Below are 16,821 nucleotides of genomic sequence, written 5' to 3'. Positions count from 1 at the left end.
CGCTCCCTCAAACCCGAAAGATCATCGCGTCCAACAGCCACGGCCCTCGCAACTCCCACAGATCGCGGGTGTTGCGAGGACCGTTAGAACCCAAGCCGGTGCGGGGCCCTTTCGCGTGCCGGTCGGACGCGACCGTCAGGCTCAGACGGAGGTGACGACCTCGTCGTAGGCCAGACGCGGCGAACGCGGGAACCAGGCGTCCTCGCCCGGCTTGCCGATGTTGACCACGGCCAGCACCGAGTGCTCGCCGTCGCCGAAGAACTCCTTGTTGAGGCCCGCGGCGTCGAAGCCGGTCATCGGGCCGGCGGCCAGGCCGGCGGCGCGCACGCCGATGATGAAGTAGCCGGCCTGGAGGGCGCCGTTCAGCACCGCCGACTGCTCGCGCACCGAGCGCTCGGTGAAGAAGAGGTCCTTGGCCTGCGGGAAGTGCGGGAGCTGGGTCGGCAGCTCCTCGTGGAACTCGTTGTCCACGGCCAGGATGGCGACCAGCGGCGCGGCGGCGGTCTTGGCCTTGTTGCCGTCGGCCAGGTGCTGGACCAGGCGCTCACGGCCCTCGGCGGTACGGACCAGGACGACGCGCAGCGGCTGCTGGTTGAAGGCGGTCGGGCCGAACTTGACCAGCTCGTAGATGGCCTGGATCTGCTCCTCGGAGACCGGCTCGTCGGTGAAGGTGTTCGCGGTGCGGGCCTCGCGGAACAGCAGGTCCTGAGCGGCGTCGTCCAGAACCAGGGCGTCGGTGGCGGCGGTGGTCATGTTTCTCTACACCTCATGAGGAACGGGGTTCGTCTGTGCGGTCGGCCGGTGCCGATCACCTGGTCCCAACATGAGTGAAGTTTCAACTGTTCCCGGCGGCCGGCGTGACCTGCGTCACTCGCCCGCGGGCTCGTCCTCCCCGGCGGCCAGCGCGGCGTCCAGCCGGGCCCTGGCGCCGTCCAGCCAGCGCTGGCATACCTTCGCCAGCTGCTCGCCCCGCTCCCACAGCGCCAGCGACTCCTCCAGCGACGTGCCGCCGTTCTCCAGCTGCCGGACGACCTCCAGCAGCGCGTCCCGGGCGTGCTCGTAGCCCAGCGCGTCGTCCGGGGTCCGCGGCGCGGCCTGCTCCTGCTGATCTGCCATGGGAGCCAGCGTAGAGGGTGTCCCCGACAGCGTGGCCCCTCCGGCGCGTACCGCTCGCCCGGCCGTCCGTTCGTCCGTCCGTTCGTCCGTCCGCCCGTTCGTCCGTCCGTCCGTCCGGGGAAAACAAGTAGGCCCCGGCGCCCCCGGGCGCTAACCTCCGCCGCATGATCGACGTTCGACCGGCCGTTCCGGCCGACGCACCTGAGCTCGTCCGCCTGCGCGACCTGATGTTCGAGGCCATGCCCGGCATGGCCGGCCTGCACGGCCCCGGACCCTGGCAGGCCACCGCCGAGGCGGTACTGCGCGAACGCCTCGCCGTCCCGGCCGAACTGCTCACCATGCCGTCCTTCGTGGTCGACGACCCGCGCCGCCCCGGCGCGCTCGCCGCCTGCGCCGTCGGCACCCTGGAGCAGCGGCTGCCCTCGCCGGGCAACCCGGACGGCCGGTTCGGCTTCGTCTTCAACATCTGCACCGACCCCGGCCACCGGCTCCGCGGCTACGCCAGGGCCTGCACCGAGGCGCTGCTCGACTGGTTCGACGCCCGCCGGGTCGGCCGGATCGACCTGCACGCCAGCAGTGGCGGCGAGGCGCTCTACCGCAGCCTGGGCTTCGGCGAGCACTCCGTCGCGCTCTCCCGGCAGCGCTCCTACGGCTGATCCCGGCCGGCGGGGGCCTCGGCTCCGACGGCCGCCGGCTCCCCGACGGTCACCCCGAACGAGCCGTGTGCCACCCGGGCGTGCAGCCCCTCGCCCGGCGCCGTCTGCGCCGGGTCCGTCACCACCGTGCCGTCGGCCCGCTGGAGCACCGCGTAGCCGCGCTCCAGGGTGGCCGCCGGGGAGAGCGCGACCACCCGGGCCAGGGTGTGCCCCAGATCGCCCTGCGCGCGGTCCAGCCGGTGCCCGAGGGTGCGCCGGGCCCGCTCCAGCAGCGACTCCAGCTCATGGGCGCGCCCGTCCAGCATCCGGTGCGGCGCGGCCAGCGCCGGGCGGCTGCGCACGCCGTCCAGCCCGTGCTGCTCCCGCTCCACCCGGCCGAGGACGTGCCGGCGGGCCCGGTCGCGCAGGTGGCGGATCTTCGTCAGCTCCTCACCGACGTCCGGCACCACCCGTTTGGCGGCATCCGTCGGGGTCGAGGCGCGCAGATCGGCGACGAAGTCCAGCAGCGGCTGGTCCGGCTCGTGCCCGATCGCGCTGACCACCGGCGTCCGGGCGGCCGCGACCAGCCGCACCAGCCCCTCGTCCGAGAACGGCAGCAGGTCCTCCACACTGCCGCCGCCCCGGGCCACGATGATCACGTCCACCTCCGGGTGCTCGTCCAGCTCCCGGACGGCCGCGCTCACCCGCTCCACCGCGCTGACCCCCTGCACCGGCACGTTGCGCACCTCGAAGCGGACGGCCGGCCAGCGCCGCCGGGCGTTCTCCATCACGTCCCGCTCGGCGGCCGAGCCGCGCCCGGTGACCAGCCCGACGCACTGCGGCAGGAACGGCAGCGGCCGCTTCCGCTCGGCCGCGAACAGGCCCTCCCCGGCGAGCCGCCGCTTCAGCTGCTCCAGCCGGGCCAGCAGCTCACCCAGCCCGACCAGCCGGATCTCCGCCGCCCGCAGCGAGAGCTGGCCGCGGGCCGCGTACCACTCCGGCTTGGCGTGCACGACGACCCGCGAGCCCTCCTGCACCGCGTCCGCGACCCGGTCGAAGACCGAACGGAAGCAGGTCACCGTCAGCGAGACGTCCGCCTGCGGGTCGCGCAGCGTCAGGAACACGACACCCGCGCCCGGCCGCCGGCTGAGCTGGGTGATCTGCCCCTCCACCCACACGGCGCCGAGCCGGTCGATCCAGCCGCCGATCAGTGCGGAGACCTTGCCGACCGGGAGCGGGGCTTCGGGAGAACTGGTGGTGGCCATGCGTACCAACCTAGTGGCGCACGCCGACACCGGGGGAGCCCTGGACGGCCAGCACCACCAGCCCGACCAGCAGCCACACCGCCCCCACGGTCTGCGCCGTGGACGAGGCCTCGTAGACCACCGCGCCGATCACCACGATCCCCAGCACCGGTACCACCACGTGCCGCAGCAGGTCCCGCGAGCGCTGCTTCACCGCGTACCAGCCGATGACCGAGGCGTGCAGCAGGGCGAACGCGGTCAGCGCGCCCACGTTCACCACCGAGGTCAGCTGGTCCAGCCCGTCGTCCCGGCGGGCCGCCCAGACCGCCGCGGCGAGCGTGATCACCGCCGCCGTCAGCAGCGCCCGGCGCGGCACCGCCGAGGCCGGGTCGACCGCGCCCAGGAAGCGCGGCAGCCGGCCCGCCCGGCCCATCGCGAAGACCAGCCGCCCGGCCGCGGCCTGCCCGGCCAGCGCCGCGAAGGCCGCGCCGATCGCCTTGCTCGCCGCCACCAGCACGTGCAGCCAGTGCCCGATGCCGTTCTCCACCGTGTCGTAGAACGCCGAGCCCTGTGCCGCCGGGTCGGCCGCCAGCTGCTGCGGGGTCATCGGCTCCAGCAGCGCCGCCAGGTAGGTCTGCGCCACGAACAGCACCCCGGCCAGCACCAGGCACCAGAGCACCGCCCTGGCCACCGCCGCCGAGGCGCCCACGGCCTCCTCCACGAAGGTCGCGATGGCGTCGAAGCCCAGGTAGGAGAGGACTGCCACCGAGACCGCGGAGATCACGGCGGTCATCGAGAAGGCGCCGACCGCGGTGAACGGCGTGGCCAGGCCGCGCTGCGCGCCGTCCCGGACCAGCACCACCACGGCGGCGGCCACGAAGACCGTCAGCACCGCGATCTCCATCGCCAGCACCGCGAAGCCGACCGCCGCCGCCGTCCGCACCCCGACCAGGTTGAGCGCGGTGGTCACCAGCACCGCCAGCGCCGTCCAGACCCAGCGCGAGACGTCCGGCACCAGGGAGTTCAGCGCGATGCCGGAGAACAGGTACGCCACCGCCGGGATCAGCAGATAGTCGAGCATCGCCATCCACCCGGCGATGAACCCCGGCCCCTCGCCCAGTCCGGCCCGCGCGTAGGCGAACACCGAGCCGGTCTGCGGCACCGCGCGCACCATCTGGGCGTACGAGAAGGCGGTGAATCCCATGGCGACCGTGGCCGCCAGGTACACCGAGGCCACCGCGCCGTGGCTCTTGGCGTCCAGCACACCGAACACGCCGACCGGCGCCATCGGGGCGATGAACAGCAGCCCGTAGACCATCAGATCGCGGACACCCAGGCTGCGCCGCAGCCCGCCGGGTTCGACTCGCTCGCTCATAAACTCCACATTTGAGCATTCGGGACCGATTCCGCCCCGAAGGCGCCGGCCGTCGGCGCGGCTCGCCGCCGCCCGTACGATGGAGCCATGTCCAACACCGCGCAGCGCCGTGTCCTGCTCGCCGCCCCCCGGGGTTACTGCGCGGGCGTCGACCGCGCCGTGATCGCCGTGGAGAAGGCCCTGGAGCAGTACGGGGCGCCCATCTACGTCCGCAAGCAGATCGTCCACAACAAGTACGTGGTGCAGACCCTGGAGAAGCAGGGCGCGATCTTCGTCGACGAGACGGAGGAGGTGCCGGAGGGCTCGATCGTGGTGTTCTCCGCGCACGGCGTCGCGCCGGCCGTCCACGACGAGGCCGAGGCCGGCCGGCTCGCCACCATCGACGCCACCTGCCCGCTGGTCACCAAGGTGCACAAGGAGGCCGTCCGCTTCGCCGACGAGGGCTACGACATCCTGCTGGTGGGCCACGAGGGTCACGAGGAGGTCGTCGGCACCATGGGCGAGGCCCCGGACCGCATCCACCTGGTGGACGGTGCCGAGGACGTGGCCGGCGTCCGGGTCCGGGACGAGTCGAAGGTCGTCTGGCTCTCCCAGACCACCCTCTCGGTGGACGAGACCATGGCCACCGTCGGCGAGCTGAAGAAGCGCTTCCCGCTGCTGGTCAGCCCGCCCAGCGACGACATCTGCTACGCCACCCAGAACCGCCAGGTCGCCGTCAAGCAGCTGGCGCCCGAGGCGGACCTGCTGATCGTGGTGGGCTCCAAGAACTCCTCCAACTCCGTCCGTCTGGTCGAGGTCGGTCTGGAGTACGGGGCCAAGGCCGCCCACCTGGTGGACTTCGCCGACGAGATCCAGGAGTCCTGGCTGGAGGGCGTCACCACGGTCGGCCTGACCAGCGGCGCCTCGGTGCCGGAGATCCTGGTCGACGGCGTGCTCTCCTGGCTCGCCGAGCGCGGCTACGCCGACGTGGAGACGGTCAAGACCGCCGAGGAGCACCTGATCTTCTCGCTGCCCAAGGAGCTCCGCCGCGACCTGCGCGCCGAGGCCGCGGGCAAGCTGTAGCCGGACGCGGATGCCCGGTGCCCCTGCGGGGTACCGGGCTCTCTGCTGTGCGGGGCCGTCCGGCCTCTCGTAGCTTTGTGCACAGGCCTGTGGACAAGGGTTTCGGCGGAGGGTGATCGTCATGACGGCGGTATTCGGCGTGGACATCGGCGGTTCGGGCATCAAGGGCGCCCCCGTCGACCTGGGCCGGGGGGAGCTCACCCAGGAGCGGTACAAGGTCCTCACCCCGCAGCCCTCCGCCCCCGGGGCCGTGGTCGCCGCCGTGTGCGAGGTGGTGCGCCAGTTCGACCATCAGGGCCCGGTCGGGCTGACCTTCCCCGGTGTGGTGGTGAACGGGCACACCAGGACGGCGGCCAACGTCGACAAGGGCTGGATCGGCCTGGACGCCGAGGGCCTGTTCCGGGAGGCGCTGGGCCTGCCGGCCACCGTGCTGAACGACGCGGACGCGGCCGGGTACGCCGAGACCGTCCACGGCGCCGGCCGCGACCAGGGGGGCGTGGTCCTGGTCCTCACCTTCGGCACCGGCATCGGCAGCGCCCTGTTCGTGGACGGCACACTGGTGCCCAACACCGAGCTGGGCCACCTCGAACTGCGCGGCAAGGACGCCGAGCGGCGGGCCTCCTCGGCGGCCAAGGAACGGCACGGGCTGACCTGGGAGGAGTGGGCGGTCCGGGTCGACGAGTACCTCGACGCGGTGGAGATGCTGTTCTCGCCGCAGCTGGTCGTGATCGGCGGCGGGGTGAGCCGCAAGCACGAGAAGTTCCTGCCGCTGCTGCGCGCGCGGGCGGCGCGGATCGTCCCGGCGGAGCTGCGCAACGACGCCGGGATCGTCGGAGCGGCCATGGCGGCGGCCCGGGCGTCCGGCTGACGGACGGTCCGGCCGGCGGTGGGTCCGGCGCCGGGCGGGCCCGCGGTACCGGCCGGTGGACCGTGGCGATCCACGGCCGCAGGAGTGGAAGGTCGGACCGGCCGACTTCCCACTCCTCAGCGCGCGCGGTGGATCCGCCGCTGGGCCACGAACCGGGCGAGGACGATCGCCGCCGCCAGGCCGGTGCCGGAGAAGAGCCAGCCGGCCCGCAGCGCCAGACCCGTCGCCAGCGCCACCACCTGGGCCGTCGTGCCCGTGGACGTGACCGGGCCGAACAGCAGCAGGGCGACGGCGAAGCCGATCGGCCCGCTGATCGGGGCGGCCGGCAGGTCGGCGAAACGCACCCGGACGGCCAGCTGGAAGCAGATCACCAGGTAGCCGATGCCGAACAGCGGGCCGAGACCGCCGAACACCAGCCGGTCCAGGCCCGCCACGGCGACGGTCGCGACCAGGGCGGCCACCCCGGTGCCGATCGCCGTCAGCCGGGTCGGCCGGCCGTTGCGCTGCCGGCCGTAGACGCGGCCCTCGGCCGGCCGCTCGCCACGGGCGGCGAGCGGCAGACGCAGCCGGAGCCGGGGCCCGCCGGAGCGGCTCGGGGCGGGGACGCCGGCCACGGGGCGTAGCCGGGAGGGGGAGGGGGCGGGCGCTCCGGCGGTCTCGGGGGCCCGTTTGGGCCCGGGGACGGCGGCCCTGGCCGCGTTGCTCGGCGGTCGGCGTCTGGGCCCTGGCGGCTGGGTTCGGATGCTCTGCTCCACCCACCCAACGTACGGTCCGATCATCGCCACACTGTGTAATGGTTGTTCGAGGCTTCGTCCGTGTCTTCGGACGGAGTACTCGTGTGATCGTCGATCAACTCGGCCAGGGGGATTCATGACCAGCGATTTCACCAGCGATCTCACCGGCGGTTTCGGCTTCGAGCGGCTGCACCACGTCCAGCTCGACATCCCGGCCGGCGCGGAGGACGAATGCCGCGCGTTCTGGCGGGACGTGCTCGGCATGACGGAGGTGACCAAGCCGCCGGTGCTGGCCGCGCGCGGCGGCTGCTGGTTCCGGGGCGGCGGGGTGGAGGTGCACCTGGGCGTGGCGGCGGAGTTCCGGCCCGCCCGCAAGGGGCACCCGGGCCTCCAGGTGCGCGGGCTGGACGCGCTCGCCGAGCGGCTGGCGGCCCACGGCCATGACGTCGTCTGGGACGGTGACCTGCCCGGCTACCGGCGGTTCCACTCCAGCGACCGGCTGGGCAACCGCCTGGAGTTCCTGGAGCCGCTGCCGGCGGCGCCGGCGGCCTGACCGGCTGCCCGTAGACTGGGGGATCGGCCCGCACGGTGCCGACCCAACTCCTCCAAGCCCACGGGACTGCGCTTCATGTCGCTCACGATCGGAATCGTCGGCCTGCCGAACGTCGGCAAGTCGACCCTGTTCAACGCCCTGACCAAGAACGACGTGCTGGCGGCCAACTACCCGTTCGCCACCATCGAGCCGAACGTGGGCGTCGTCGGTGTCCCGGACGCCCGGCTGGGCAAGCTCGCCGAGATCTTCGGCTCGCAGCGGATCCTGCCGGCGACGGTCGACTTCGTCGACATCGCGGGCATCGTGCGCGGCGCCAGCGAGGGCGAGGGCCTGGGCAACAAGTTCCTCGCCAACATCCGTGAGTCGGACGCGATCTGCCAGGTCGTGCGCGCCTTCACCGACCCGGACGTGGTGCACGTGGACGGCAAGGTGTCGCCCAAGGACGACATCGAGACCATCCACACCGAGCTGATCCTGGCCGACCTCCAGACCGTCGAGAAGGTGCTGCCCCGGCTCCAGAAGGAGGCGCGCCTGAAGAAGGACACCGCCCCCGTGCTGGCCGCCGCCGAGGCCGCGCAGGCGATCCTGGAGACCGGCAAGACCCTCTTCGAGGCCGGCTTCGACACCGCCCCGATCCGCGAGCTGCACCTGCTGACCGCCAAGCCCTTCCTCTACGTCTTCAACGTCGACGAGGACGAGCTGGCCGACGAGGACTTCAAGAACGCCCAGCGCGCGCTGGTCGCCCCGGCCGAGGCGATCTTCCTCAACGCCAAGATCGAGTCCGAGCTGATCGAGCTGGACGACGCCGAGGCGCTGGAGCTCCTCCAGTCCATGGGCCAGGACGAGCCCGGCCTGGCCACCCTCGCCCGGGTCGGCTTCGACACCCTGGGCCTGCAGACCTACCTCACGGCCGGCCCCAAGGAGGCCCGCGCCTGGACCATCAAGAAGGGCGCCACCGCCCCCGAGGCCGCCGGTGTGATCCACACCGACTTCCAGAAGGGCTTCATCAAGGCCGAGGTCATCTCCTTCGCCGACCTGGTCGAGACCGGCTCCATCGCCGAGGCCCGCGCCAAGGGCAAGGCCCGCATCGAGGGCAAGGAATACACCATGCAGGACGGCGACGTGGTGGAGTTCCGCTTCAACGTGTGACGATGTGCATACTTTGCGCTAGATGACCTGTCAACTGTGCAGGTCAGATGGGGCCCACTCTCTCGGGGGGTGGGCCCCTTGCTTGTTCCCGTGCTGACTTGGTGCTGGCTTCTCCGGGTCGGCATCGCGCTGAATGCCTCACCGGTCATCGCCGTGAGTGGTACGTTATTCGGTACCACTCTTGAAGGGTTTCCTGCCATGTCCATCACTGCGAGCGAGGCCCGCAAGGATCTCTTCCCGCTCATCAAGAAAGTCAATGACGATCACGAGGCCATCGAGATCGTCTCCAAGCACGGGAATGCCGTCCTCGTATCCGCCGAGGACTACGCCGCCCTGCGCGAGGGCTCCTATCTGCTGCGCTCGCCCGCCAATGCCCGCCGCCTGCTCAAGGCGTACGAAAACGCTCTCGGTCGCATCAACCTCGCCGAGCGCGAACTGGTCGACCCCGATGCGGCGGATGCGGGGCAGGGCGCCGCGTGAGGCTCGTCTTCGAGGATCAGGGCTGGGAGGACTACACGTCCTGGCTCAAGAGCGACCGCAAGATGCTCGCCCGGATCAACAAGCTCATTGAGGACGCCTGCCGTGATCCCTTCGCCGGGATCGGCAAGCCCGAGCCGCTGAAGTACCACCTGGCCGGCGCCTGGTCACGGCGGATCGACGACGAGCATCGCCTCGTCTACCTGGTCACGGATGAGGAGATCATCATCCTCGCTGCTCGCTATCACTACTGATCGTCCTCTGGCGAAGGTCGTCCCACCGTGCTGATTTCGTGCTGACTTAGGTCGCCGGAATCGACGTTTCCACAGGTCAGAACTCTGTACTCAACGTTCCGCTTCAACGTGTGACCGGATTAATGCCCTAAGTTAACTTGATCTGTCAAATGCACAGGTCGGGCGAGGCTTGCCTCTCTTGAGGCAAGCCTCGATTTCTTTTCCGTGCCGACCTGGTGCTGAGATTCGGGGCGGATCACTGCGGTGCGCCGTCCTGGAACGGCAGGCGGGCGGCTTCCCGAGTATCGGGCCGGGGGTCGTCCTGTGGCGTCTCGGCCGCCGCCCCTCAGTTCTCGTAGCGGTAGCGGCACTGGGCGATCAGGATCGAGTCGCCGGTGACCTTGTAGATCAAGCGGTGCTCGTCATTGATCCGACGCGACCAGTAGCCCTGGAATCCGTGCTTGAGTGGTTCCGGTTTGCCGATTCCCTCGTTGCCGTTGCACGCGATGTCGGCAACGAGTGTGTTGATTCGTCCGAGGGTCTTGCGGTCCTGGATCTGCCACCACAGGTAGTCCTCCCAGGCCCGGGAGGCGAAGGTGATCTTCACTCCGGGTTCGCCAGCTCCCGTACGGTTCCTCCGCCGTTCTCCAGCTCCTCGATGGAGGCCAGGAGGCGGCGGGCGTTCGCGGGGCTGCGCAGGAGATAGGCGGTCTCCTTGAGGGACTGGTAGTCCTCCAGCGAGACGATGACCACCGGTTCGTGCCCGGCGCGAGTGATCACTATCTCCTCGCGGTCATCCGTGACCGCATTGAGCACCTCGGCGTAGCGCGCACGGGACTCCGAGTAGGTCATCGTCTTCATGACTCGACTCCTCCGCTAGGTACAGGAAATTGTACGCCTGTGCTCGGACGGCGACAAGGGCGCGAGCGCCCCTCCGGCGGACCGGCGCCTGGTGCGCTCCTCGGGCCGGCTCTACCGAACAAGAGGTGCGCAGGGGCTTCGGCGGTGCCGGATCGGTCGCTTCGACGTCCGGGCGGTATCCGTGCGCCACCGCCCGTTCGCCCGGGTGCGTGCGGTGGCCGGGCGGCTCGGGGCTCAGCCGGTGTGGACGGTGATCGTGAGGGTGCCGTCGGGGGACGGGGTGACGGTGACCTGTTCCAGGGTGAGGGCGTGGATGGTGGGGTGGTGGGCGGCGGCGCGGGGGCCGATGCCGACGACCGGCATGCCCGCGGCGAGGGCGGCGGTGATGCCGGCCTCGGAGTCCTCGAAGGCGAGGCAGTCGACGGGGGCGAAGCCGAGGGCGGCGGCGCCCTTCAGGAAGGCCTCGGGGTCGGGCTTGCTGGCGCCGACCGATTCGGCGGTGATCAGGGTCTCCGGCAGCGGCAGGCCGGCGGTGGCCATCCGCAGCCGGGCGAGCCGGTCGTCGGCCGAGGTGACCAGGGCGTGCGGCAGGCCGGCCAGCGAGGCGAGGAAGGCGGGGGCGCCGGGGACCGGGACGATGCCGTCGGTGTCGGCGTGCTCCTCGGCGAGCATCCGCCGGTTGTCGGCCAGGTTGAGGTCCATCGGGCGCTCGGGCAGCAGCCTGGCCATCGCCGCGTGGCCCTGGCGGCCGTGTGCGACGGCCAGCACCTCGGCGGGGTCGAGGCCCTGCTCGTCCGCCCAGCGGTGCCAGCAGCGTTCGACGACGGCGTCGGAGTTGACCAGGGTGCCGTCCATGTCCAGCAGCAGGGCCTGGGTGGTCAGCACGGTGGGGGTGGCAGGCATGGAGTCTCCTCGCGGGCGCGGCACGAAATGCGAGCTGTTTGTTCAGTAATGATACAAAAAATCATCCCAACAGGTGGGCATTGACCGCGCGGGCCTCCCCGGCCAGCTCCGGCAGCTCCAGCACCTCGACCCCGGCCGCCTCCAGCAGTGCCGTCCCCTGACAGTCGGTGACGAACAGGTCCGGCTCGCGCCAGGCCACCACCACCCGGGGCACGCCCGCCGCGATGAGCAGCCGGGCGCACGGCAGTGGCCGCGAGGCCCGCTGCCCGCACGGCTCCAGCGAGCTGTAGACGGTCGCGCCGCGCAGCCGTTCGTCCCCCGCGGGGAGCTTGCCGAGCGCCGCCTCCTCGGCGTGGTCGTGGGCGTCGGCCTCGCGGCTGTAGCCCTCGGCCAGCACCGTGCCGTCCGCGCCGACGATCACCGCGCCGACCGAGAACGCGGTCGCGGACGGCGGGCAGCGGCGGGAGAGTTCGACGGCCCGCCGCAGGTGCGCGAGGTCGGCCGGGTCGGTGGTCACGGGGCGGGCTCCTTGGGGGCGTATCTGAGCAGGACGACGTCGCCCACCGTACGTGCCTCCAGCAGCCGCATCCGGCGGGCCGGGCCGCCGGGGAAGACCGCGGGGTGGACGAAGCGCGGCGCCCGCGCCTGGCCGACCAGCAGCGGGGCGACGGCCAGTTGGAGCTCGTCCGCCAGGCCCTGCGCCAGGAACTGGGTGTGCACGCTGCCGCCGCCCTCGACCATCAGCCGGCGGATCCCGCGCGCCCCGAGGTCGTCCAGCACCGCGCCCAGCTCCACCGAGCCGCCGAGCGCCACCACCTCGGCCAGCCCGTCCAGCGCCGGGCGCAGCGTGACGGCCCCGGCGTCGGTGGTGTAGGCGAGCCGGTCGCCGCCGGTGTGCCAGAAGTTGAGCGCCCGGTCGAGCCCGCCGCCGGCGGTGAGCGTCACCTTCAGCGGGTACTCGGGCCGGCCGGCCGCCAGTCGGGCGGCGCGCCGGGCGGGGTCGTTGACCAGCAGCCGGGGGTTGTCCGTGCGCAGGGTGTTGCCGCCCACCAGGATCGCGTCGCTGGCGGCGCGTTCCTCGTCCACCCGGTCGAAGTCGGCCGGGCTGGAGAGCAGCAGCCGCTCGGGGGAGGCGTCGTCGAGGTGTCCGTCGAGCGACATCGCGGCGCTCAGCAGGACGAAGGGGCGGGGGCCGGGCATGGTGGGACCGTTCTGTCGGGTGCCCTCCACCGTACGGCGCGGGCGGGGGGCGTCGGTCCGGTGAGGGGCGCTGTTCGCCGACCGGACCACCGGCCTGGGGGTGGCGTTCGCCCAGCGGCCTCATTCTGGTCGCGACCTCGCACCGCCCCCACTTCGAAGGGCTGTCACCGTGTCCCGTCTCTCCCGCGGCCTCCTGCCGCTGGCCGTCGCCGTCCTGCCGGTGCTGGCCCTGCCGGCCGCGCCCGCCACCGCCGCGTCGTACGGAACCCCCACCATCACGCTCTCGGCCGGTTACCTCTCCGGTGCGGTCGGCGCCACCGGCGACCCGACGGTCACCGTCACCGTCGCGCAGAGCGGCGCCGCCGCGTCCGCGCTGACCGTGGCGGCCTCGGCGAGCAGCCGCGGTTCGGTGGCCAGGCCCGGCGACGTCAGTGTCGCCGGCACCACCGGCACCCGCACCCTCGTGGTCGCCGCGCAGGGCGTCGGCTACACCGACCTCACCATCAAGGTGACCGGCCTCGGCGGCAAGAGCGCGACGAAGACGCTGCACTACGCGGCCTCGCCCGCCGTCCAGCACGCGGCCGCGAGCCGCTATCTGACCGGCTCCAGCGACGCCTCGGCGGCCGTCGACGCGGGAGGCGGCTACATCCTGGTGGCCGACGACGAGTCCAACGTGCTGCGCCTGTACGACCGCAACGCCTCCGGCGGGCCGGTCCGCACCTGGGACTTCAGCGGCGCGCTCGGGGTCTCCAAGGAGATCGACATCGAGGCCGCCACCCGGGTCGGCGACACCGTCTACTGGACGGGCTCCCTCGGCAACAACAAGGACGGCGCGGTGAAGCGCGACCGGCAGACCGTCTTCACCACCACCGTCACCGGCTCGGGCGCCGACACCCAGTTGTCGCCGGCCGGTTCGTACCGCGGGCTGCGTGACGACCTGATCGCCTGGGACCACGCCAACGGTGACCGCTACGGCTTCGCGGCGGGTGCGGCGGACGGCCAGGCGCCCAAGCAGATCGACGGATTCAACGTCGAGGGGCTGGAGTTCGCGCCGGGCAGCACCACCACCGCGTACGTGGGCTTCCGGGCGCCGCTCACCCCGGCCGTCACCGGCGGCCGGGCGCTGCTCGTGCCGGTCACCAACTTCTCGTCGCTGCCCGGTGGTTCCGCGCACGCCGCGTTCGGTGCCCCGGTCGAGCTGGACCTCGGCGGGCTCTCCGTCCGGGACCTGCGGCGCAACGCGCTCGGCCAGTACCTGATCGTGGCCGGTTCCTGGGCGGCCGACGACAACTCCGACCCGTACGCGCTCTACCGCTGGGACGGGCGGCCCGGGTCCAGGCCGGTCAAGGTGCTGGACCTGCCGACCAGTGACGCGGGCGGCTGGGAGGCCGTCGCGGACCTCCCCGACCTCACCGCCCCGGGTGCCCGGGTGCAGCTGATCACCGACGACGGCTCCGCCGACCTGTACGGCGACGGCACGGCGGCCAAGGACCTCACCCACGCGGAGTGGAAGAAGTCGCGGACCACCTGGTTCACCCTCAACTAGCCTCTACCGAACGGAAGAAGCCCCCGGTCGGGATCCCGGATCCCAGCGGCCGGGGGCTTTCGCACGCCGGACGCAAGCCATTATGTGAGACGAATCTTCTCGTCATGCGGGACGGGGAGTAGCGTCGAAGGCGTCGAGGAGACCGACCGAACCCCAGGGGGACGCCATGACCGGACCGCAGTCCGACGCCGTCTACACGCACGGCCACCAGGAGCCCGTGCTGCGCTCGCACCGCTCCCGTACCGCCGCCGACTCGGCCGCCTACCTGCTGCCCCGGCTGCGGCCCGGGCAGGCCCTGCTGGACGTCGGCTGCGGCCCCGGCACCATCACCGCCGACCTGGCCGAGCTGGTCGGCCCCGGCGGGCGGGTGGTGGCCGTGGACACCTCGGCCGAGGTGCTGGAGCAGGCGGCCCGGTACGTCGCCGGGCGAGGCCTGTCCAACGTGGTCTTCGAGGTCGCGGACGTGCACGGACTGCCCTACGCGGACGGGGAGTTCGACGTGGTGCACGCCCACCAGGTGCTGCAGCACGTCACCGGCCCGGTGGCCGCGCTGCGCGAGATGCGCCGGGTCGTGGCGGAGGACGGCGTCGTCGCCGCCCGGGACGTCGACTACGCGACCATGACCTGGTACCCCGAGGCGCCCGGGCTGGACCGCTGGCTGGCGCTGTACCGGCGGATCGCCCGGGCCAACGGCGGCGAGCCGGACGCCGGCCGGCGGCTGCTGTCCTGGGCACGGCAGGCGGGCTTCAGCGAGGTCACCGTCTCCTCCAGCAGCTGGACGTACGCGACCCCCGAGCAGCGGGAGTGGTGGGGCGGGCTGTGGGCCGACCGGATCGTGAGCTCCGGCATCGCCGCGACCGCGGTGGCCGAGGGCTACGCGGACCCGGCGGAACTGGAACGGATCGCGGCCGGCTGGCGGGACTGGGCGGCCGCCGGGGACGGCTGGTTCGCGATGCTGCACGGTGAGGTCCTGGCCCGGCCATAGGGCGCCCGGGCGGTCCGGGCCGGGTGAAAAATGAGCGGGGGGTGTTGGGCGAGATCGGGTAAAGTCGCGCGTCCGTTCCCATTGATCCGTCCGCGGAACGTTCGAGTCGCAACCGCTGAACTGATGCCCGTACCGGCGGGCGGGGGAGTCCACGTGTCCAAGCCCGAGCCCGACGCGCCCGTGCCCGCGGTGGACACCCCGCCGCCCGCGTCGGACATCCCCGCAGCGGACGTTCCCGCGCCCGTCGACCGGGTGAAACTGACCAAGCCGGCCGCCCCGGCCGCCCCGCCTGCGCCGGCCGGGCCCGCCACATCTGAACCTGTCGCACCCGTGCCCGCCGCACCTCCGGCCGCACCCGCCGGGGCCCCGGCGCCCCCCGCCGCCCCCGCAATGCCCCCTGCCGCCCCCGCCGACCCGTGGGCCGTACCCGGCCCCGGCGCGCCCGGCGCTCCGGTGCCACCCGGCGCTCCGGTCCCGCCGGGGGCACCGTCCGGCGGCGGCTGGGCGGCGGTCCCGCCCGGGGCGCTCTCCGGCTTCCAGCCCGGATACGCCTATCCGCCCGCCCCCGGGGCCACCAACGGCTTCGCCGTCGCCGCGCTGATCACCGGTCTGCTCTGCATGTGGCCGCTCTCGCTCGCCTTCGGGATCACCGCGCTGGTCCAGATCCCCAAGCGCAACGAGCGCGGCCGCGGCATGGCGGTGGCCGGTGTGCTGCTGGGCGTCGTCGGGGCAGTGATCATCCTGGTGGCCATGATCGGGGTGATCGCGGGCGACGCCGGCACCACCACCACCGGCCGCCCCGCCCGTGCCCCGAAGGCCCCGCCCGGTTCGGTCCTGTGGTCCACGCTCAAGTCCGGCGACTGCTACAACCCGCCGGAGGGCTCCGCCCTGCCCGATCCCGAGGGCGGGGACCAGGCCGTCTTCTGGGTGCGCAAGGTGCCGTGCCTGCTGCCGCACTACGGCGAGGTGGCCGGCACCGCCCGGATCCCCGAGAGCGCCGGGCCCTACCTGGGCGAGAACCTCATGCGTGAGCGCGCCGCCACCCTCTGCGGCCCGGTGCTCGCCGACTACGCCCTCGACAGCTGGGTCGTGCCGGACGGCATGGGCGAGGTCTACCTCTACCCCGACCGGGCCAGCTGGAAGTCCGGCGAACGCTACGTCACCTGCGGTTTCGAGGACCCGGGCGCCCAGCACCGCGGCACCGTGCGCACCGACCGGGGCAGCCTGACCTCGGCCCAGCTCGCCTACCTGGAGGCCGTCCGGACCTTCAACACCGCCTACGGGAAGGAACCGGAGGACGACATCACCGAGGCGCACTCCGAGTACCGGGCGTGGGCACGGCAGATGGCCGCAGCCTCCCGCGGCGAGGCGGAGACGCTCACCAAGAGCTCGACGGTCTGGCCGGAGAGCGTCCGGCCGAAGATCGCCGAGCTGGCGGCCGTCCAGCTGGAGGCCGCCGCCGCGTGGGACGCCGCGGCCGGGACGACCGACAACGCCACGCTCGAACGCGAGGTCCGGCGGGCCGAGGTGCTGGTCGCCAAGTCGACCAGGCCGAGCGTGGAGATCCGCCGCGAGCTGGGCCTGTCCACCGGTGAGCAGGTCGGCGAGATCCAGGTCTGACCTGACCCGGCCGGGTGTCCTGCCCGGTGCTGGCCGCGCCGGTACCCGTCGGCCCCGCGCCGGGAGCAGCGGCCCCCATACGGGCCGGGGCTACGCTCACGCCATGGACACCTTCCGGGTGATGCGGCAGGACGACAACGGCAACCGCTTCGAGGTCGCCAAGGGCCTCGGCCGGGCCGAGGCCGAGGAGGTGGCCGCGCGCTTCGAGGCGCGCGGCCACAAGCAGCTGTACTGGGTGGAGGCCGAGGGCGCATAGGGTC

General features: G+C 72.6%; 19 protein-coding genes and 1 pseudogene. 11 read left to right on the top strand and 9 right to left on the bottom strand.

Annotated features, from left to right (window positions below; all coding sequences use genetic code 11):
• Positions 1 to 141: 141 nt before the first annotated feature.
• Together ACIQIB_RS09880 and ACIQIB_RS09875 are read right to left on the bottom strand one after the other, a co-directional pair.
• Positions 142 to 753 carry a malonic semialdehyde reductase gene (locus tag ACIQIB_RS09880; RefSeq protein ID WP_363607448.1) on the bottom strand — a complete coding sequence of 204 codons (612 nt, stop codon included), beginning with the start codon at positions 751 to 753 and terminating at the stop codon, positions 142 to 144.
• A gap of 114 nt (positions 754 to 867) precedes the next feature.
• Positions 868 to 1,116 carry an exodeoxyribonuclease VII small subunit gene (locus tag ACIQIB_RS09875; protein ID WP_363607449.1) on the bottom strand — a complete coding sequence of 83 codons (249 nt, stop codon included), beginning with the start codon at positions 1,114 to 1,116 and terminating at the stop codon, positions 868 to 870.
• A 164-nt stretch (positions 1,117 to 1,280) separates the two neighbouring features.
• Here ACIQIB_RS09875 and ACIQIB_RS09870 point away from each other — a divergent pair, with 164 nt between their 5' ends.
• On the top strand, positions 1,281 to 1,772 hold the full coding sequence (locus tag ACIQIB_RS09870; RefSeq protein ID WP_363607450.1) for a GNAT family N-acetyltransferase: 492 nt from the start codon (positions 1,281 to 1,283) through the stop codon (positions 1,770 to 1,772).
• On the opposite strand, the gene xseA is transcribed toward ACIQIB_RS09870, so the two are convergent.
• On the bottom strand, positions 1,763 to 3,016 hold the full coding sequence (gene xseA / locus ACIQIB_RS09865) for an exodeoxyribonuclease VII large subunit (RefSeq protein WP_400757468.1): 1,254 nt from the start codon (positions 3,014 to 3,016) through the stop codon (positions 1,763 to 1,765). The genes ACIQIB_RS09870 and xseA overlap by 10 nt on opposite strands.
• Before the next feature lie 10 nt (positions 3,017 to 3,026).
• Positions 3,027 to 4,370 carry an APC family permease gene (locus ACIQIB_RS09860; RefSeq protein ID WP_400757466.1) on the bottom strand — a complete coding sequence of 448 codons (1,344 nt, stop codon included), beginning with the start codon at positions 4,368 to 4,370 and terminating at the stop codon, positions 3,027 to 3,029.
• 87 nt (positions 4,371 to 4,457) lie between these two features.
• On the opposite strand from ACIQIB_RS09860, the gene ACIQIB_RS09855 reads away from it, so the two are divergent.
• Positions 4,458 to 5,432, top strand: a complete 975-nt coding sequence (locus ACIQIB_RS09855; RefSeq protein WP_363607453.1) for a 4-hydroxy-3-methylbut-2-enyl diphosphate reductase — start codon at positions 4,458 to 4,460, stop codon at positions 5,430 to 5,432.
• 121 nt (positions 5,433 to 5,553) lie between these two features.
• Complete coding sequence (ppgK, locus tag ACIQIB_RS09850; RefSeq protein ID WP_400757464.1) at positions 5,554 to 6,300, top strand: polyphosphate--glucose phosphotransferase; 747 nt, start codon at positions 5,554 to 5,556, stop codon at positions 6,298 to 6,300.
• A gap of 116 nt (positions 6,301 to 6,416) precedes the next feature.
• Here the strand turns inward: ppgK and ACIQIB_RS09845 are convergent, their stop codons facing one another.
• Positions 6,417 to 7,055 carry a DUF6542 domain-containing protein gene (locus ACIQIB_RS09845; protein ID WP_363607455.1) on the bottom strand — a complete coding sequence of 213 codons (639 nt, stop codon included), beginning with the start codon at positions 7,053 to 7,055 and terminating at the stop codon, positions 6,417 to 6,419.
• 115 nt (positions 7,056 to 7,170) lie between these two features.
• Between ACIQIB_RS09845 and ACIQIB_RS09840 the strand changes: the two genes are divergently transcribed.
• The 4 genes from ACIQIB_RS09840 to ACIQIB_RS09825 all read left to right on the top strand — a co-directional run bounded on the left by ACIQIB_RS09840 (position 7,171) and on the right by ACIQIB_RS09825 (position 9,467).
• Entirely contained in the window at positions 7,171 to 7,587 is a 417-nt protein-coding gene (locus ACIQIB_RS09840; RefSeq protein ID WP_363607456.1) for a glyoxalase, read from the top strand.
• A 75-nt stretch (positions 7,588 to 7,662) separates the two neighbouring features.
• On the top strand, positions 7,663 to 8,736 hold the full coding sequence (gene ychF, locus ACIQIB_RS09835) for a redox-regulated ATPase YchF (RefSeq protein WP_363607457.1): 1,074 nt from the start codon (positions 7,663 to 7,665) through the stop codon (positions 8,734 to 8,736).
• Positions 8,737 to 8,934: 198 nt separating this feature from the next.
• Positions 8,935 to 9,216: a type II toxin-antitoxin system prevent-host-death family antitoxin gene (locus ACIQIB_RS09830; RefSeq protein WP_363607458.1), complete on the top strand. Its 282-nt coding sequence runs from the start codon at positions 8,935 to 8,937 to the stop codon at positions 9,214 to 9,216.
• The gene (locus tag ACIQIB_RS09825; RefSeq protein WP_363607459.1) at positions 9,213 to 9,467 is read left to right on the top strand and encodes a Txe/YoeB family addiction module toxin; all 255 of its coding nucleotides are present in this window, start codon (positions 9,213 to 9,215) and stop codon (positions 9,465 to 9,467) included. The genes ACIQIB_RS09830 and ACIQIB_RS09825 overlap by 4 nt, the downstream gene beginning before the upstream one ends.
• A gap of 325 nt (positions 9,468 to 9,792) precedes the next feature.
• On the opposite strand, the gene ACIQIB_RS09820 is transcribed toward ACIQIB_RS09825, so the two are convergent.
• The 4 genes and pseudogenes from ACIQIB_RS09820 to ACIQIB_RS09805 all read right to left on the bottom strand — a co-directional run bounded on the left by ACIQIB_RS09820 (position 9,793) and on the right by ACIQIB_RS09805 (position 12,410).
• The gene (locus ACIQIB_RS09820; protein WP_363607460.1) at positions 9,793 to 10,053 is read right to left on the bottom strand and encodes a Txe/YoeB family addiction module toxin; all 261 of its coding nucleotides are present in this window, start codon (positions 10,051 to 10,053) and stop codon (positions 9,793 to 9,795) included.
• A complete protein-coding gene (locus tag ACIQIB_RS09815) occupies positions 10,050 to 10,307 on the bottom strand; it encodes a type II toxin-antitoxin system prevent-host-death family antitoxin (protein WP_363607461.1) in 258 nt (85 codons plus the stop codon). The genes ACIQIB_RS09820 and ACIQIB_RS09815 overlap by 4 nt, the downstream gene beginning before the upstream one ends.
• 234 nt (positions 10,308 to 10,541) lie before the next feature.
• Positions 10,542 to 11,210 carry an HAD-IA family hydrolase gene (locus tag ACIQIB_RS09810; protein WP_400757462.1) on the bottom strand — a complete coding sequence of 223 codons (669 nt, stop codon included), beginning with the start codon at positions 11,208 to 11,210 and terminating at the stop codon, positions 10,542 to 10,544.
• Between the two features lie 61 nt (positions 11,211 to 11,271).
• Positions 11,272 to 12,410: pseudogene (locus ACIQIB_RS09805) on the bottom strand (dihydrofolate reductase family protein).
• Positions 12,411 to 12,579: 169 nt separating this feature from the next.
• Here ACIQIB_RS09805 and ACIQIB_RS09800 point away from each other — a divergent pair.
• The 4 genes from ACIQIB_RS09800 to ACIQIB_RS09785 all read left to right on the top strand — a co-directional run bounded on the left by ACIQIB_RS09800 (position 12,580) and on the right by ACIQIB_RS09785 (position 16,817).
• Positions 12,580 to 13,956, top strand: coding sequence for a hypothetical protein (locus ACIQIB_RS09800; RefSeq protein ID WP_400757461.1), 1,377 nt, complete (start codon positions 12,580 to 12,582; stop codon positions 13,954 to 13,956).
• A 166-nt stretch (positions 13,957 to 14,122) separates the two neighbouring features.
• Positions 14,123 to 14,941 carry a methyltransferase domain-containing protein gene (locus tag ACIQIB_RS09795; RefSeq protein WP_400757460.1) on the top strand — a complete coding sequence of 273 codons (819 nt, stop codon included), beginning with the start codon at positions 14,123 to 14,125 and terminating at the stop codon, positions 14,939 to 14,941.
• Positions 14,942 to 15,094: 153 nt separating this feature from the next.
• A complete protein-coding gene (locus ACIQIB_RS09790; protein ID WP_400757458.1) occupies positions 15,095 to 16,561 on the top strand; it encodes a DUF4190 domain-containing protein in 1,467 nt (488 codons plus the stop codon).
• Between the two features lie 103 nt (positions 16,562 to 16,664).
• Positions 16,665 to 16,817 carry an SPOR domain-containing protein gene (locus ACIQIB_RS09785; RefSeq protein WP_363607465.1) on the top strand — a complete coding sequence of 51 codons (153 nt, stop codon included), beginning with the start codon at positions 16,665 to 16,667 and terminating at the stop codon, positions 16,815 to 16,817.
• The last annotated feature ends 4 nt before the right edge of the window (positions 16,818 to 16,821 follow it).

Origin of the sequence: Kitasatospora sp. NPDC092286 (assembly GCF_044755565.1) — a bacterium.
GTDB lineage: Bacteria > Actinomycetota > Actinomycetes > Streptomycetales > Streptomycetaceae > Kitasatospora.
Note: the sequence above shows the minus strand (reverse complement) of the source record. Positions and strands in the feature narration are given on the sequence as shown.

Bases quoted from the DNA above. Each gene is read 5' to 3' on its own strand.
- ACIQIB_RS09855 (WP_363607453.1), top strand. From the start codon at position 4,458: ATGTCCAACACCGCGCAGCGCCGTGTCCTGCTCGCCGCCCCCCGGGGT.
- ACIQIB_RS09870 (WP_363607450.1), top strand. From the start codon at position 1,281: ATGATCGACGTTCGACCGGCCGTTCCGGCCGACGCACCTGAGCTCGTC.
- ACIQIB_RS09880 (WP_363607448.1), bottom strand. From the start codon at position 753: ATGACCACCGCCGCCACCGACGCCCTGGTTCTGGACGACGCCGCTCAG.
- ACIQIB_RS09860 (WP_400757466.1), bottom strand. From the start codon at position 4,370: ATGAGCGAGCGAGTCGAACCCGGCGGGCTGCGGCGCAGCCTGGGTGTC.
- ACIQIB_RS09815 (WP_363607461.1), bottom strand. From the start codon at position 10,307: ATGAAGACGATGACCTACTCGGAGTCCCGTGCGCGCTACGCCGAGGTG.
- ACIQIB_RS09785 (WP_363607465.1), top strand. From the start codon at position 16,665: ATGGACACCTTCCGGGTGATGCGGCAGGACGACAACGGCAACCGCTTC.
- ACIQIB_RS09795 (WP_400757460.1), top strand. From the start codon at position 14,123: ATGACCGGACCGCAGTCCGACGCCGTCTACACGCACGGCCACCAGGAG.
- ACIQIB_RS09875 (WP_363607449.1), bottom strand. From the start codon at position 1,116: ATGGCAGATCAGCAGGAGCAGGCCGCGCCGCGGACCCCGGACGACGCG.
- ppgK (WP_400757464.1), top strand. From the start codon at position 5,554: ATGACGGCGGTATTCGGCGTGGACATCGGCGGTTCGGGCATCAAGGGC.
- ychF (WP_363607457.1), top strand. From the start codon at position 7,663: ATGTCGCTCACGATCGGAATCGTCGGCCTGCCGAACGTCGGCAAGTCG.
- xseA (WP_400757468.1), bottom strand. From the start codon at position 3,016: ATGGCCACCACCAGTTCTCCCGAAGCCCCGCTCCCGGTCGGCAAGGTC.
- ACIQIB_RS09830 (WP_363607458.1), top strand. From the start codon at position 8,935: ATGTCCATCACTGCGAGCGAGGCCCGCAAGGATCTCTTCCCGCTCATC.
- ACIQIB_RS09810 (WP_400757462.1), bottom strand. From the start codon at position 11,210: ATGCCTGCCACCCCCACCGTGCTGACCACCCAGGCCCTGCTGCTGGAC.
- ACIQIB_RS09840 (WP_363607456.1), top strand. From the start codon at position 7,171: ATGACCAGCGATTTCACCAGCGATCTCACCGGCGGTTTCGGCTTCGAG.